The organism is Pseudomonas sp. Leaf129 (assembly GCF_001423465.1).
Classification (GTDB): Bacteria; Pseudomonadota; Gammaproteobacteria; order Pseudomonadales; family Pseudomonadaceae; genus Aquipseudomonas; species Aquipseudomonas coleopterorum.
The window spans coordinates 119,219-134,075 of the sequence record NZ_LMOC01000009.1; the positions used below are offsets into that span (position 1 = coordinate 119,219).

Below are 14,857 nucleotides of genomic sequence, written 5' to 3' on the forward strand. Positions count from 1 at the left end.
CTACCCTGTCGATGAAGACCGCGTAGACGGTACGTGCTGCACACCAAGATGAGATGCCTTCGACGTTGAGCGCGCTGGATGAAGCTCGAGCAGCCTTTAACAAGGTTGCAAGGTGTAGATCGCTCTGCGCTTGCCATAAACTGCGATTTTCATGACACCATCGTGATCACTGGCAGCCTGCGCGACTCTGACAAGCTTGGGCATGCTGTTGATGGTTGTGGTTTTCGACCGGTATTTGAACCTCTCGATCTCGTCCAATGAACACGCGCGGTAAGCATTTCTGATAGCACCACACTTTTCCAGAAGATCGATTTTCTCGGGCGATATCCAGGAAAGCAGCTGCGTTATCCTGGCGATTTTTTCATGAAGGTGAGTCACTGCCTGCCGCTCATTGGTGATTCCAGAGCGTTTCCATGCCGGCTCGTGATGGAAAATCCGATTTCGAAAGTGTCGGACAAGAGAGACACGCTCCCTGCATTGCTTGAGCATGCTCGCGGCGGCCGTGGTGGGCCACTCTCCTCTGAAGACCGCACCCAGATGCTTGGGCCAAATCAGGTGGTTCCCCATGTACTCGCTTTCGAGGATGAATTCCCACGTCGAGAAATCGGTCTGCGAAACGATCTCATGGTGATCCGGAGCGCCTTTGAACGTCTTGCCGATTCGCCTGGAACGCTCACGCTGTGCGGCGTTGTAAGCCGACGCAAAATTCCCGGCCAAATGACTTACCGGATACGGTTCCTTTGAAGTCCCAGGCGTGTAACTCTTGAATCTCAGCGTACCCTTTCTCCACCAGAACTTTCCCAGGTCCGCCGTCAAGGCCACATCGATAGCATTCCTGAGGGTAATCTCCGCTGCCCCGAGCAACGGATACAGCGCCGCACAAACGTGCGAATTCCATAAATAGGCGCCTACCAGCTCTGAGTCGCTTCTTATGGAAAATACCCTGCTGTAGCTCGCAATTCGGTGTGCACTGATCAGCTCATCGATCAGCAGAGGTCGGTATTGGACGGTATGCGGCATGCTCAGCTTCCTTCTGGCAACGCGTTTTTTCCCTTGTATATCGATGGGTTGACACGTGTGTCAACCGGCCGTAGCATCGGTACACAGGTTGGCAGTGAGCTCCAATTGGCGACAGCTTACGACTCACTGCAAAGACCACGAAACACCCGCCCCGGCCTCGAGCCGGGGTTTTCGTTTCTGGCGCATGCGTACTCACAAAACAAAGAACCCCGCGAATGCGGGGTTCTTGTTCAGCGCCGGGTCGACATCAGAAGATGTTGATCGGGTACTCGACGAAGGCGCGTACTTCGTTGCCGTCGTCGTTGTAGCCCGAGGCACGGACGTTGTCCGAGGTGCGCAGCCACGAGCCGCGCAGGCGCAGGGTCAGGTCCTTGGCCGGGCCGTTCTGTACCACGTACTGGAGCTGGTTGAAGATCTCGCGCTCCTGACCGTCGCCGGTCGGGGTGCGGATGTTGTCGCCACGCACGTAGGCCACCTTGTAGGTCAGGCCCGGCACGCCGAATGTGCGGAAGTCGATGCCGTAGCCCAACTGCCAGGAGACTTCGTCTTCGGCGTTGAAGTCCGACCAGTACGAGTTGGCCAGGAAGATGGTCGAGCCACCGTCACCCACACCGCCGGCGTTCTGGTAGAAACCGTAGTTGTAGCCAGTGTCGCCGGTGCTGCGTTGATGTGCCAGGGTCAGCGAGTGCGGGCCGAAGGCCCAGGTAGCGGCCAGGCTCCAGATCTTGTTGTCGCGGCCGGTGCCCAAGGTGCTGGCGTAGTCCTTGTCCAGGTGCGAGCGATAGCCGTTGAAGTCGAACGTCAGCGATTGCTCGCTCGGCAGGGCCAGCACGTAGTTGAGGTTGATGTACTGCTTCTTCAGCCGATCTTCGACATCCGAGGCATACAAGGCACCGGTCAGGCTGTCGGTGAACTGGTAGCTACCGCCGTACACGTCGATCTTCTTCAGGCCGCCGCTGTCGCGGGCTTCGGCGCTCTTGCGCGCTTCCTGGGTGAAGCGCCCGGCGTTGAGCACCAGGCCGTCGATTTCCTTGGAGGTGATCAGGGTGCCGGTGAAGCTTTCCGGCAACAGGCGTGAATCGTCGAAGTTGAGCACCGGCAGTGCTGGCATCTGATCGCCGTACTTGATCACGGTGTTGGAGATACGCACTTTCACCGCGGCCCCGGCGCGGGCCAGGTCGTGGGGGGCGCTGCTCGGATCATCCGAAGTACCGCCACGCTTGAAGAAGTCGATGCCGCCAGCACCGGCGCGACCGGTGCCGCCATCCAGGCGCAGAGCATACAGACCGAAGGCATCGACGCCGACGCCAACCGTGCCCTGAGTGAAACCGGAGTTGAACTTGGCGATCACGCCCTGGCCCCACTCGGCCTTGTCCTGCCCGCCATGCTTGTAGTCACGGCTGATATAGGCATTGCGCAGCAGTACATTGAGGTGGCTGTCTTCGACGAAACCCTTGGCATCGGCCTGCTCGTTGGCCATGGCTTGGGTAGCCGCCATCACGCCCAGGGCGAGGACAGCCCATTTCTTGTTCAACATCTTGTTTTCCCTAATCACCAGTGAGGACGCTACACGACCACCCGCTTGTTTTCCGTCGTTCGTGCGACCTGCGCAGCGCTCTGCAACAGGCGTTCGAACGGTGGGGCAGGGTCTATGAGGATCCGTGTGCGGGGTCGGATCCTAGCGATGGGGGACAACAAAAGTCAAAATTTCGTGAAACTTTGTGGCTATAAGAAGGTCTCGCGATGGAATAACGCCCATGAAAAAGCCCGGCATCAGGCCGGGCTTTTCAGGGCGACTCAGGCCAACTCAACCGCGCACAGGTGCCGGCTGCTGCTGGGTCAGGCAGTGGATGTTGCCGCCGCCGAGCAGCAGTTCGCGGCCTGGCACCATGACCACTTCATGCTCTGGAAACAGCTTCTGCAGCAAGGCCTGCGCCTCGCCGTCGAGCGGATCGTCGAAGCTTGGGGCGATGATGCCGCCGTTGACGATCAGGAAGTTCACGTAGGAACCGGCCAGACGCACGGACGGATGACGCTCCTGGCTGCCGGCAACCAGGTCGACGCCGTCGCATTCCTCCTGAGTGGCGTAGAGAGGCCCGGGAATCGGCATCTTGTGCACTACCAGCGCCCGGCCCTTGGCATCGACGCTGTTTTCCAGCACCTGCAAAGCGGCCTGGCAACGCGGATAGTTCGGGTCGCTGGCGTCGTCGGTCCAGGCCAGCAGCACTTCACCGGGGCGCACGTAGCAGCAGAAGTTGTCGACGTGGCCGTCGGTCTCGTCGTTGAACAGGCCGTCGGGCAGCCAGATGATCTTCTCCACTGCCAGATGATCGGCCAGGATTTGTTCGATCTGGCCGCGGTCCAGGTGTGGGTTGCGATTGCGGTTGAGCAGACACTCTTCGGTGGTGATCAGCGTGCCTTCGCCGTCAACGTGGATGGAGCCACCCTCGAGCACGAAACCGTGGGTGTGATAACGCTGGCAGCGTTCCATGTCCAGGACCTTGCTGGCGACCTGCTCGTCGCGGTTCCAGGGCGCGTAGAGTCCGCCCAGAAAGCCACCCCAGGCGTTGAAGGCCCAGTCCACGCCGCGGACTTCGCCACCGTGGTCGACGACGAAGGTCGGCCCGGTATCGCGCATCCAGGCATCGTCGCTGCTGATCTCGACCACGCGAATGTTGGGCACGTCCAGGCGTGCGCGCGCGTTGTCGTATTGCCCGGCAGACACACCGACCGTGACCGGTTCGAAACGCGCGATGGCCTTGGCCAGGGCGACATGCGCCGCCTGCACCGGCTTGCCACCCAGGCGCCAGTTGTCCGGGCGCTCGGGCCACAGCATCCAGGTCTGGGTATGGGGTGCCCATTCGGCCGGCATGTGGAAACCGTCGGCGCGAGGGGTACTGTCGAGCGTGGTCATGGGTCAGGGCTCCGGTGGTCCATGAAAAGGTATGGGCGCACTCTACAGGTTGTCGGGCGGATCGTGAAACACACCCGCCGCAGGGCGCGCCAGCGACTGATTCAGCAGGCCATTTCGTCCAGCACCCGCGCCACGCTGTCGACGAAGAAGTCCACGCTCTGCCGGGTAGTCACCATCGGTGGCTTGATCTTGAGGATGTTCAGATAGTCACCGGTGGGTTGCATGAAGATACCCAGTTCCCGCAGCCGCTCGCACAACAGCGCCGTCTCCTGGGTCGCCGGCTCCAGGCTGTGGCGGTCGCGCACCAGCTCCAGGCCCAGATAGAAGCCGGAACCGTGCACGGCACCTACCAGCGGATGCTCATCGAGCAAGGCCAGCAGGCGGGCCTTGAAGTGTCCGCCGACCACCCGCGCGTTTTCCCACAATCCCTCTTCGGCCATGACGTCGAGCACCGCCATGCCAATGCGGCAACTCACCGGGCTGCCACCGGCCGACGAGAAGAAATAACCCTCGGCCTCCAGCGCCTCGGCAATCTCGCGACGGGTGATCACCGCACCCAATGGATGACCATTGCCCATGCCCTTGGCCATGGTGATGATGTCCGGCACGACGCCTTGCTGTTCGAACCCCCAGAAATACTCGCCGAGTCGGCCATAGCCGACCTGCACTTCGTCGGCGATGCACACGCCTCCGCGGGCGCGGACTCGTTCGTAGACCTGTTGCAGGTACCCCTCGGGCAGGGCGATGCCACCGGCATTGCCGTACACCGGCTCGCAGATGAAACCGGCCAGTTGACGCCCCTGCGCATCCAATCGATGCAAGGTATCGTCGACGCTACGCACGTAGCCCGCGGTGCTGTCGGCGCCGCGGAAGGTGCCGCGGTAGCTGTTGGCCGCCATCACCGGATGGACCCAGTCCGGACGCGTGCTCAAGGCCTGCGGGTTGTCGGCGATGGAGGTGGAAATGGCATCGGTGGCCACCGACCAGCCATGGTAGGCCTCAAACATGCTGAGCATGTCACGGCCACCGCTGGCCGCCCAGGCCAGCCGAATCGCCAGGTCGTTGGCCTCCGTGCCGCTGTTGACCAGAAACACCCGATCGAACCCTTCGGGGGCCAACGCCAGCAGGCGCTCGGAAAACTCGGCGATCGCGGCATAGTGAAAACGTGAGTTGGTGTTGAGCAACGACCATTGTCGCGCCGCCACCTGGGCCATGCGCGGATGCCCATGGCCAAGTACCGCGACGTTGTTGAGCATGTCCAGATACGCCTGGCCGTGCATGTCGATCAGGTGGTTGCGCCAGCCGCGCTCGATCTGCGGCGGCGCCTGGTAATAATGCTTCTGCGAACGCGCGAAGCTGGCGTCGCGCCGCTGCAGCAGAAGGTCCGCGTCCGGAGGTGGCGGCGCATCGCAATCGATGCCCAGCACAAGCGCCGGCGAAAGGCACAGACGCTGCCAGACTGCTGCCCGCGCCGGCGTACAGAACAGCGGCGGACTCAGCTCGGGAATGCGGCACAGTTGCACCAGCAGCGAACCGTCGACCTGACCCAGCGGGGCGCCCGCCGCCAGCACCGTCCCGGCTGGGCCAGGACAATCGAGCCCCCACAGGTGCAGGCTCGCGAAGATGCCTTCGAGCACCACGCTGGCATCGGCCAGTCGCCGCAGCGTGCCAGCCCAGGGCGCTTGCAGGGATGTGCCCGGCGGCGCCTGGACCTGCACATGCAGTGCGCAGGTCGCCGATGCCGAGCAGGTGTCGATGCGGGTACGCGAGAGGCGGAACTCGCCATACCGGGTGCAGGCCCAGCCACCGACCGCTGCAGCATTGATCAGCAGCCGTTCGTCGATATTCGCTTGCTCCCAATTGCCGTCCGCGAAATGCTCGCTGAGCACGCTCAAATCCACGGGGCAAACTGTCGAGTGCGTCACGCCGACGAACAACGGCAATATGCCATCGCTTGAAGATTCGGGTATGCTTCGACCCACACTGCTGAAAATTGCCGCTTCCATCAATTCGAATGGTTCTGCGGTAGCTATGTCGAAGATCTCCCACTCGTGCTCGACATTGGCCCGGATGTAGTCGTTATCCGGCGCCACGCTCAACTGCCGGGCGCTGCTGGTCACCAGCACCGCCGCTCGCAGTACCACCAACGGCCACAGCGCACGCAACTCGGCTTCGCTCAGCGGATTGGCCTGATGATAGGCCGTCACTGCCGGCAACATCGCGAACGGATCGCCATGGGCATGATGCAGCAGCGCGGCGCAGGTTGCCGCCAGGTCCGCCACACGCCAGGTGTGCACCAGATCACCAAAATCGATCAGACCCGCCAGTTGCCAGTGCAGATTCACATCGCGCTGCCAGACACTGTTGTCGTCGGTGATGTCCAGGTGCACCGCCTGCATCGGCAGATCGGCGCCCACCTCCCCCAGGCGACGCTGGGCCTCGAACGCCATTTCAACCACACGGCCACGTTGCCGTGGGTCATCGAGCGTCGGCAACAGGCGATCAAGCAACTTATGCGCGTGGCGCGGGTCCCATTGCAGCGTGCGCGCAAGGCCTGGGTGCTGAAAGTCGATCAAGGCGCGGTCCACCTCGCCGCACAATCTGCCGATGCGGGCGATCGGTTCGGGCCCCAGGTGCTTGAGACGGGTCAGCGGCTGGCCTTCCAGATAGCTCAACACGCGCATCTGCAGGCGCTGTTGGCCGAGCGTCACGGCCACGGTGTCGCGACCGTCGGTCGCCAGCAGCACATGAGGCACTGACAGGCCACTGCGGGCCAGATGCAGCATCGCGGCATGCTGGGCAGCCAGTGCCTGACGGGCTCCCTCATCGTGACAGAACTTCAACACCCAGCGGCCCTGTGGGTTTTCGACCCGAAAGTTCAGGTCCTGCTGGCTACCCAGGCTGTACAACTGGCCCTGCAGGCCGTAGTGCTCGAACAACAATGCCTGCGCCTGTTCGATACTCACCACGGGGTTGGGAAGACTGGCACGTTGCACGAGCGAGTCGAGCGGCATGAGTGAAACCTCGATGGCCTGATTTGCAAGTACTGTAGCGGTTCGCCGCGCGACATTTCCACCATCGGCAACGTTGTCTGACGCGACGCGATCGCGCAGGCCGGTGGCTACTGAACCATGCTGCACAACCATGCTGCACATTCGTTTAACCAATCGGGCTTGCACCGCCGCGCCCATCCACACAAGCTAGGCTGCAACGAATCTTTGTCAGCTAAGGAAGAAGGCTTTCGACATGCGCATTCTCATCACCGGCGGCGCCGGTTTCATCGGCTCGGCACTGGTTCGGCACCTGATCGCCAACACCGAGCACGAAGTTCTCAACCTCGACAAGCTGACCTACGCCGGCAACCTCGAATCACTGACCGAAATCGCCAACGACAGCCGTTACGAATTCGTCCAGGCCGACATCGCCGACCAGGCAGCGGTCGCCGCCGTACTGGCGCGTTTCCAGCCCCACGCGATCATGCACCTGGCCGCCGAATCCCACGTCGACCGCTCCATCGACGGGCCGGGCGAGTTCATCCAGACCAACGTGGTCGGCACCTATGCCCTGCTCGAAGCCACCCGTGGCTACTGGCAGCAGCTGCCCGCAGCCGAACGCGAAGCCTTCCGCTTCCACCATATTTCCACCGACGAGGTCTATGGCGACCTGCATGGCGTGGACGACCTGTTCACCGAAACCACGCCGTACGCGCCAAGCTCGCCCTACTCGGCCAGCAAGGCAGCCTCCGACCATCTGGTACGCGCCTGGCAGCGCACCTACGGCCTGCCGGTGCTGATCACCAACTGCTCGAACAACTACGGCCCGTATCACTTCCCAGAGAAACTCATTCCGCTGGTGATTCTCAACGCCCTGGCCGGCAAGCCGCTACCGGTGTACGGCAATGGCATGCAGGTGCGTGACTGGCTGTACGTCGAAGACCATGCCCGCGCCCTGTTCAAGGTCGTCACCGAAGGCGTTGTCGGCGAGACCTACAACATCGGCGGCCACAACGAGCAGAAGAACATCGACGTGGTGCGCAGCATCTGCGGCCTGCTCGATGAGCTGGCACCGCAGCGTCCGGACGGTGTGGCGCACTATGCCGACCTGATCACCTTCGTCAAGGATCGCCCGGGCCACGATCTGCGCTACGCCATCGATGCCAGCAAGATCGAGCGCGAACTGGGCTGGGTCCCGCAGGAAACCTTCCAGACCGGCCTGCGCAAGACCGTGCAGTGGTATCTGGACAATCTTCAATGGTGTCGTCGCGTGCAGGACGGCAGTTATCAAGGTGAACGCCTGGGCTTCACCGAACCTAAGGACTTGATCGCATGATGAAAGGTATCGTTCTGGCCGGGGGCTCCGGCACCCGCCTGCACCCTATTACCCTGGGTGTTTCCAAGCAGTTGCTGCCCATCTACGACAAGCCGATGATCTACTACCCGATCTCGGTACTGATGCTGGCCGGCATCCGCGAGATCCTGCTGATCTCCACGCCCCAGGACCTGCCGCAATACCGCCAGTTGCTGGGCGATGGCAGCCAGTTCGGGATCAACATCCAGTTCGCCGAACAACCGGCGCCGGACGGCCTGGCCCAGGCGTTCCTGATCGGTGAGGAATTCATCGGCGACGACCCGGTGTGCCTGATCCTGGGCGACAACATCTTCCACGGCCAGCACTTCAGCGATCAGCTCAAGCGCGCCTCGGCGCACCCTACCGGCGCTACCGTGTTCGGTTACTGGGTCAAGGACCCCGAGCGTTTCGGCGTGGTCGAGTTCGACGAGGACGGTCGCGCACTGTCCATCGAAGAAAAGCCGGCCGAGCCCAAGTCCAGCTACGCGGTCACCGGCCTGTACTTCTACGATAACGACGTGGTGCGCATCGCCAAGGACGTCCAGCCTTCGCCGCGCGGCGAGCTGGAAATCACCGACGTCAACAATGCCTACCTGGAACGCGGCGACCTGCGCGTCGAACGCTTCGGCCGTGGCTTCGCCTGGCTCGACACCGGTACCCACGACAGCCTGCTCGATGCCTCGCAATACGTGCAGACCATCGAACACCGTCAGGGGCTGAAAGTGGCCTGCCTGGAAGAAATCGCCTACCAGAACCACTGGATCGACCGCGAACAGCTGCTGGTACGCGCCAAGTACTTCGGCAAGACCGGCTACGGCCAGTACCTGTACGCGCTGGCCGGAGAAACCCGATGAACGTGATCGCTACCGAACTGCCCGATGTATTGATCATCGAGCCGAAGGTTTTCGGTGACGAGCGCGGCTTCTTCTACGAAAGCTTCAATGCACGGGCTTTCAAGGAAGCGACTGGCATCGACCTGCCGTTCGTCCAGGACAACCACTCGCGCTCGGCCCGTGGCGTGCTGCGCGGGCTGCACTATCAGGTGCAGCATGCCCAAGGCAAGCTGGTGCGCGTGGTTGCAGGGCAAGTGCTGGACGTGGCGGTGGACATCCGCCGCAGTTCGCCCAACTTCGGCAAGTGGGTGGCCGTCGAGCTGTCCGCGCAGAACAACCGCCAGCTGTGGATTCCGCCGGGCTTCGCCCACGGCTTCGTGGTCCAGAGCGAGTACGCCGAATTCCTCTACAAGACCACCGACTACTACGATCCGTCTTCGGAACGCAGCATCGCGTGGGATGACGAGCAATTGGCAATCGATTGGCAGCTGGATACAGCGCCATCGCTCTCGGCCAAGGACCTGGCCGGCAAGCGCCTGGAAGAGGCCGACGTGTTTCCGTGATCGGCCTGTGGCAACGTCGCGATGCATGTCACCCGTGCTTCGCGGCAGCTGCCTGACGCATAATACGCCGGTCCATCCCGGCGTGTTGTCCTATGACCTCCAGATCTTCCTCCACTCGCAGACCCCGCTGGCGCAGCCTGGCGATCCTCGCTTTGTGCCTGGCGCCGCTGTTGTGGCCGCTGGAACACCTGGCCGAGCGCTATTACAAAAGCGAGCTGGTCAGCCAGAACCGGCAGACGTTGGACCTCTACGTCGCCAACCTGCTGGGCACCCTGCACCGCTACGAAACCCTGCCGCAGATCCTCGGTGACCTGCCTGCGCTGCGTGCGCTGCTGGCTGCACCTCGTGACGCCCAGGCGATCCTCGACGCCAATCACCTGCTCAAAGACATCCGCGAACAGACCGGGGCGGAAGTCATGTACCTGCTGGACGCCGACGGCAATACGTTGGCCGCCTCCAACTGGGAGCAGCGCGACAGTTTCGTCGGTCGCAACTTCGCCTTTCGCCCCTATTACAGCGATGCCGTCGCCGGGCGCCTGGGACGCTTCTTCGGGCTCGGCACCACGTCGGCAAAACGCGGCTACTTCTTCGCCGCTGCCGTACATGACCAGGACAAGGTCATCGGCGTACTGGTGGTGAAGGTCGACCTTGATCACACTGAAACCTTGTGGGGCAAGACGCCCGAACAGCTCCTGCTCACCGACCACAACGGCGTGGTCATCCTCACTTCGCGCCCCGAATGGCGCTTCCGGGCCACACGCCCGCTCAGCGACGGCGAGCGTCAGGCCATCGTCTCGATCCTGCCCTACCCCACCCGTGACCCGCAGCCGCTGAACCTGGAAGCCGACGCCTGGCTTACCCAGACACGGACCATTGCCGAAACCGGCTGGAACGTCAGCATCCTCGCCCCCAAGACCTTGCTCGATCGCCCGGTGCGCACCGTCGTAGCGGTGGGCGGAGCCCTGCTCCTGGCATTGATGCTGCTGCTTGGTCTGATGATGCAGCGTCGCCGCCACTACCTTGAGCGCATCGAATTCGAAGGCCGCACCCGGCACGAGCTGGAAACACGGGTGGTGGAACGCACCAGCGCGCTGGAAGGGCTCAACAGCAAGCTGCGCCAGGAAGTGCTCGAACGCGAGCAGGCCCAGCAGGAGCTGGTGCGTGCCCAGGACGAACTGGTGCAGGCCGGCAAGCTGTCGGCGCTGGGCACCATGTCGGCCAGCATCAGCCATGAGCTCAATCAGCCCCTGGCGGCCATTCGCAGCTACGCCGAGAACACCGAAGTGCTGCTCGACCACGAGCGCATCGAGGATGCGCGGGGCAACCTCAAGTTGATCAGCGAACTGACCGGCCGCATGGCGTCGATCATCGCGCACCTGCGTGCCTTCGCCCGTCGCGACCGCCACGCCCTGGAAAGCGTCGCCCTGCAGCCGGCCCTCGACGATGCCCTGGCGCTGCTCGCCAAGCGCCGCCGGGCCATGGCCGTCGAGCTGATCCGCGACCTGCCCGATGCGCCGCTCTGGGTCCAGGCCGGCGAAACCCGGCTGCGTCAGGTGCTGGGCAACCTGCTGGCCAATGCCCTCGATGCCCTGACCGAAAAAGCCACGCCACGATGCCTCTGGCTCAGCGCCGAACAGACCGCCGACGGCGTGGAGCTGCGCATCCGCGACAACGGCCCCGGCTTTACCAGCGAGGCCATGGCCCGGGCACGCGAGCCGTTCTTCACCACCAAGACACGCACACAAGGGCTTGGCCTGGGCCTGGCGATCTGCGATACGCTGATGCGCGCACTGGGCGGCGAACTGCTGCTGTCCAACCATCCCCAAGGCGGCGCCCTGCTGATCCTGCGTTTACGCGCTGGAGAGCCGGGCGTCAGCCTGCAAGCCCCCGAGGACCCATCGGCATGACCAGCGACAGCGCCATCGACAGCAAGATCCAGGTCGTGCTGATCGACGACGATCCCCACTTGCGTCAGGCCTTGAGCCAGACCCTGGACCTGGCCGGCCTCAAGGTGCTGGCCCTGGCCGATGCCCAGGGCCTGTCCGCACGCATCGAGCGCGACTGGCCTGGCGTGGTGGTCAGCGATATCCGCATGCCGGGCATCGACGGCCTGCAATTGCTCGAACAACTGCATGCCCGCGATACCGAGCTGCCGGTCTTGCTGATCACTGGCCACGGCGACGTGCCGCTGGCCGTGCAGGCGATGCGCGCCGGGGCCTACGACTTCCTCGAAAAACCGTTCGCCAGCGACGCGCTGCTCGACAGCGTACGCCGCGGCCTGGCCGTGCGCCGCCTGGTGCTGGACAACCGCAGCCTGCGCATGGCTCTGAGCGATCGGCAGCAATTGAGTACGCGACTGGTCGGCCAGTCGGCCTCCATGGCGCGCCTGCGCGAGCAGATCGGCGCGCTGGCCGGGACCCGCGCCGACGTGCTGATCCTGGGCGAAACCGGTGCCGGCAAGGAAGTCGTAGCGCGCGCCCTGCACGACCTGTCCAGCCGCCGCAGCGGCCCTTTCGTGGCGATCAACGCCGGCGCCCTCGCCGAATCGGTGGTGGAAAGCGAGCTGTTCGGCCATGAACCCGGCGCCTTCACCGGCGCGCAGAAACGCCGCATCGGCAAGTTCGAGTTCGCCAACGGCGGCACCCTGTTCCTCGACGAAATCGAAAGCATGAGTCTGGACGTTCAGGTCAAGCTGCTGCGTCTGCTGCAGGAACGGGTGGTCGAACGCCTGGGGGGCAACCAGCAGATCCGCCTGGATATCCGGGTGATCGCCGCGACCAAGGAAGACCTGCGCCAAGCCGCCGATCAGGGACGCTTTCGCGCCGACCTGTATTACCGCCTCAATGTTGCCTCGCTACGCATCCCGCCCTTGCGCGAGCGGGGCGAAGACGTGCTGATGCTGTTCCAGTACTACGCCGATGCCGCGGCCGAACGCCACGGCGTGCTGGCCAACGAACTCTCCGCAGCGCAACGCGCGTTGTTGTTGCGACACAGCTGGCCGGGCAACGTGCGCGAACTGCAGAACGCTGCCGAGCGCTTCGCCCTGGGCCTGGAACTGGCATTGGACAACGGCGAGCCCGGCCCGGTGGAGATGACCCGCACGGTCACGGGCGGGCTCAGCGATCAGGTCGAGCATTTCGAACGCGCCTTGATTGCGGCCGAGATGAGCCGCTCGCACACCTCCGTTCGCAGCCTGGCCGAAGCCCTCGGCATCCCCCGCAAGACCTTGCACGACAAGCTGCGCAAGCACGGCCTGAGCTTTGGTGGAGGCGAGGAACATGAGTGAAATCCAGGCCCTCGAGCGGCTGCTGCATCACGACATTCCGCTGACCGGCGACATGGGCCTGCGCGTGCGGGCCTGGGACAACCATTGCCTGCGCCTGCATGTGCCGCTGGCACCGAACGTCAACCACAAGAGCACGATGTTCGGCGGCAGCCTGTACTGCGCCGCCGTGCTGGCGGGCTGGGGTTGGCTGCACCTGCGCCTGGGCGAGGCCGGCCTGAACGGTGGCCATATCGTCATCCAGCAGGGTCAGATCGACTATCCCCTGCCGGTGGCCGGCGACGCCCTGGCCGTGTGCGAAAACATCGACGAGGCCCTGTGGCAGCGCTTTCTCAAGACCTACCGACGCCATGGCCGGGCGCGTCTGCAACTGCAGACCCAGGTGCTGGATGGCGAGCGCTGTGCGGTCACGTTCAGCGGTCAGTACGTGGTGGTTGCGCACACCCCGCCTGCGCCAGCGTAACCAGCGACTGACGCCAGGGCACATTGCTGGGCAGCGCCAGGAACGACGGATTGAGCAGTGACTCGCGGGCCGCATAGACAAACGGCTGTCCGTCGATCTGCAACACTTCGCCACCCGCGCCTTCGAGCACGCCCTGGGCCGCCGCGGTGTCCCACTGCGAGGTTGGCGCCAGGCGCGGATAGCAATCGGCGGCGCCTTCGGCCAACAGGCAGAACTTCAGCGAACTGCCGACACTGACCAGCTCCAGCGGGCCCACCACGGTGCTCAGACCGGCCAGCAGGTGCTCCTGCTCGGGGCTGGAATGTCGCCGACTGGCGACCACGGTAAACGCGCTGCCGGGCGCAGGCACCCTGCGCACGCCGATCGGCTGAGCCGGTTGTCCGCCCGCTGCATGCCAGGCACCCAGCCCGGCACCGCCATAGTAGGCACTGCCCGTTGTCGGCACGGTGACTACGCCGAACACCACCCGACCGCTCTCGATCAACGCGATGTTGACGGTGAATTCTTCGCTGCCGTTGATGAACTCCTTGGTGCCGTCCAGCGGATCGACCAGCCACCAGCGCGTCCACTGTTCACGCACCGCGAGGGCGATGTCCGCATCTTCTTCGGACAGGATCGGGATATCGGGCGCCAGTGCCGTCAACCCGTCGACGATGATCTGATGCGCCGCCAGATCGGCAGCAGTCACCGGCGACTCGTCGGCCTTGGCCATGACCTGCACATCGGCCCGCCAGAACGGCAGGATCGCCGCGCCGGCCTGATGGGCCAGCGCCACGACTTCGGGCAACAGACGTTCGACGTCGCTCACAGGCTGAACGCTCCGCGCTGGATCAACAGGTCGCGCGCCAGGTACAGGGCGGCCAATGCGCGGCCTTCGGAAAACTGCGGATGCTGGGCCAGGCCGGACAGGTCACGCAGGTTGACCCGTTCGACGCGCATCGGCTCCGGCTCGTCGCCCTCGAGCCGCTCCTCGTACAGCCCCTGCGCCAGCACGACCTGGATCTTCTGGCTCATGTACCCAGGCGACAGCGACAGTTCGGTGAGGTGCTCCAGTTCACGTGCGCCGAATCCGGCCTCCTCCTTGAGCTCGCGGTCGGCGGCCGCCAACACGTCTTCACCCGGCTCGATCAAACCCTTGGGCAACGACAGTTCATAAGCATCGGTCCCGCCGCAATATTCCTCGACCAGCAGGGCATGCTCGGCGTCGGCCATCGCCACGATCATCACCGCGCCATACCCATTGCCGCGGCCCACGAGACGCTCGTAGGTGCGCTCCACACCGTTGGAGAAGCGCAACTGCACTTCCTCGACACGGAACAGGCGACTGCTGGCAACGATTTCGCGGGCGAGGACTTCGGGTTTCTGGCGCATCGGGCAGCTCCTGGACGTGAACGGGTTACTATACCGTGGCTTGGCCTGCGGCAGGCCACCCTT

General features: G+C 63.7%; 12 protein-coding genes. 6 read left to right on the plus strand and 6 right to left on the minus strand.

Annotated elements, in window-relative coordinates; translation table 11 throughout:
• Positions 1 to 96: 96 nt before the first annotated feature.
• The 4 genes from ASF66_RS16885 to ASF66_RS16900 form a co-directional block, all read right to left on the minus strand.
• The gene (locus ASF66_RS16885; protein ID WP_056844684.1) at positions 97 to 1,020 is read right to left on the minus strand and encodes a CAAX protease; all 924 of its coding nucleotides are present in this window, start codon (positions 1,018 to 1,020) and stop codon (positions 97 to 99) included.
• 247 nt (positions 1,021 to 1,267) lie between these two features.
• Entirely contained in the window at positions 1,268 to 2,557 is a 1,290-nt protein-coding gene (locus ASF66_RS16890; protein ID WP_049861430.1) for an OprD family porin, read from the minus strand.
• Between the two features lie 270 nt (positions 2,558 to 2,827).
• Positions 2,828 to 3,934: an agmatine deiminase gene (gene aguA, locus ASF66_RS16895; protein ID WP_056844685.1), complete on the minus strand. Its 1,107-nt coding sequence runs from the start codon at positions 3,932 to 3,934 to the stop codon at positions 2,828 to 2,830.
• Between the two features lie 101 nt (positions 3,935 to 4,035).
• Positions 4,036 to 6,948 (minus strand): aminotransferase, encoded by a 2,913-nt coding sequence (locus ASF66_RS16900; RefSeq protein ID WP_056844686.1) that lies wholly within the window; start codon positions 6,946 to 6,948, stop codon positions 4,036 to 4,038.
• A gap of 232 nt (positions 6,949 to 7,180) precedes the next feature.
• Here ASF66_RS16900 and rfbB point away from each other — a divergent pair, with 232 nt between their 5' ends.
• The 6 genes from rfbB to ASF66_RS16930 all read left to right on the plus strand — a co-directional run bounded on the left by rfbB (position 7,181) and on the right by ASF66_RS16930 (position 13,423).
• The gene (gene rfbB, locus ASF66_RS16905; RefSeq protein ID WP_049861433.1) at positions 7,181 to 8,263 is read left to right on the plus strand and encodes a dTDP-glucose 4,6-dehydratase; all 1,083 of its coding nucleotides are present in this window, start codon (positions 7,181 to 7,183) and stop codon (positions 8,261 to 8,263) included.
• Complete coding sequence (gene rfbA, locus ASF66_RS16910; RefSeq protein ID WP_049861434.1) at positions 8,260 to 9,135, plus strand: glucose-1-phosphate thymidylyltransferase RfbA; 876 nt, start codon at positions 8,260 to 8,262, stop codon at positions 9,133 to 9,135. The genes rfbB and rfbA overlap by 4 nt, the downstream gene beginning before the upstream one ends.
• Positions 9,132 to 9,677: a dTDP-4-dehydrorhamnose 3,5-epimerase gene (rfbC, locus tag ASF66_RS16915; RefSeq protein ID WP_056844687.1), complete on the plus strand. Its 546-nt coding sequence runs from the start codon at positions 9,132 to 9,134 to the stop codon at positions 9,675 to 9,677. Before rfbA ends, rfbC begins: the two co-directional genes overlap by 4 nt.
• A gap of 92 nt (positions 9,678 to 9,769) precedes the next feature.
• Positions 9,770 to 11,584, plus strand: a complete 1,815-nt coding sequence (locus ASF66_RS16920; RefSeq protein ID WP_056844688.1) for a sensor histidine kinase — start codon at positions 9,770 to 9,772, stop codon at positions 11,582 to 11,584.
• Positions 11,581 to 12,963, plus strand: a complete 1,383-nt coding sequence (locus ASF66_RS16925) for a sigma-54-dependent transcriptional regulator (protein WP_049861437.1) — start codon at positions 11,581 to 11,583, stop codon at positions 12,961 to 12,963. The genes ASF66_RS16920 and ASF66_RS16925 overlap by 4 nt, the downstream gene beginning before the upstream one ends.
• On the plus strand, positions 12,956 to 13,423 hold the full coding sequence (locus ASF66_RS16930) for a thioesterase domain-containing protein (RefSeq protein ID WP_056844689.1): 468 nt from the start codon (positions 12,956 to 12,958) through the stop codon (positions 13,421 to 13,423). Before ASF66_RS16925 ends, ASF66_RS16930 begins: the two co-directional genes overlap by 8 nt.
• Here ASF66_RS16930 and cysQ read toward each other — a convergent pair.
• Complete coding sequence (gene cysQ, locus ASF66_RS16935) at positions 13,374 to 14,231, minus strand: 3'(2'),5'-bisphosphate nucleotidase CysQ (RefSeq protein ID WP_056844690.1); 858 nt, start codon at positions 14,229 to 14,231, stop codon at positions 13,374 to 13,376. The genes ASF66_RS16930 and cysQ overlap by 50 nt on opposite strands.
• Positions 14,228 to 14,794, minus strand: coding sequence for an ADP compounds hydrolase NudE (nudE, locus tag ASF66_RS16940; protein ID WP_056844691.1), 567 nt, complete (start codon positions 14,792 to 14,794; stop codon positions 14,228 to 14,230). The genes cysQ and nudE overlap by 4 nt, the downstream gene beginning before the upstream one ends.
• Between the last annotated feature and the right edge of the window lie 63 nt (positions 14,795 to 14,857).

Bases quoted from the DNA above. Each gene is read 5' to 3' on its own strand.
- nudE (WP_056844691.1), bottom strand. From the start codon at position 14,794: ATGCGCCAGAAACCCGAAGTCCTCGCCCGCGAAATCGTTGCCAGCAGT.
- ASF66_RS16930 (WP_056844689.1), top strand. From the start codon at position 12,956: ATGAGTGAAATCCAGGCCCTCGAGCGGCTGCTGCATCACGACATTCCG.
- ASF66_RS16925 (WP_049861437.1), top strand. From the start codon at position 11,581: ATGACCAGCGACAGCGCCATCGACAGCAAGATCCAGGTCGTGCTGATC.
- rfbA (WP_049861434.1), top strand. From the start codon at position 8,260: ATGATGAAAGGTATCGTTCTGGCCGGGGGCTCCGGCACCCGCCTGCAC.
- ASF66_RS16920 (WP_056844688.1), top strand. From the start codon at position 9,770: ATGACCTCCAGATCTTCCTCCACTCGCAGACCCCGCTGGCGCAGCCTG.
- rfbC (WP_056844687.1), top strand. From the start codon at position 9,132: ATGAACGTGATCGCTACCGAACTGCCCGATGTATTGATCATCGAGCCG.
- ASF66_RS16900 (WP_056844686.1), bottom strand. From the start codon at position 6,948: ATGCCGCTCGACTCGCTCGTGCAACGTGCCAGTCTTCCCAACCCCGTG.
- ASF66_RS16885 (WP_056844684.1), bottom strand. From the start codon at position 1,020: ATGCCGCATACCGTCCAATACCGACCTCTGCTGATCGATGAGCTGATC.
- aguA (WP_056844685.1), bottom strand. From the start codon at position 3,934: ATGACCACGCTCGACAGTACCCCTCGCGCCGACGGTTTCCACATGCCG.
- rfbB (WP_049861433.1), top strand. From the start codon at position 7,181: ATGCGCATTCTCATCACCGGCGGCGCCGGTTTCATCGGCTCGGCACTG.
- ASF66_RS16890 (WP_049861430.1), bottom strand. From the start codon at position 2,557: ATGTTGAACAAGAAATGGGCTGTCCTCGCCCTGGGCGTGATGGCGGCT.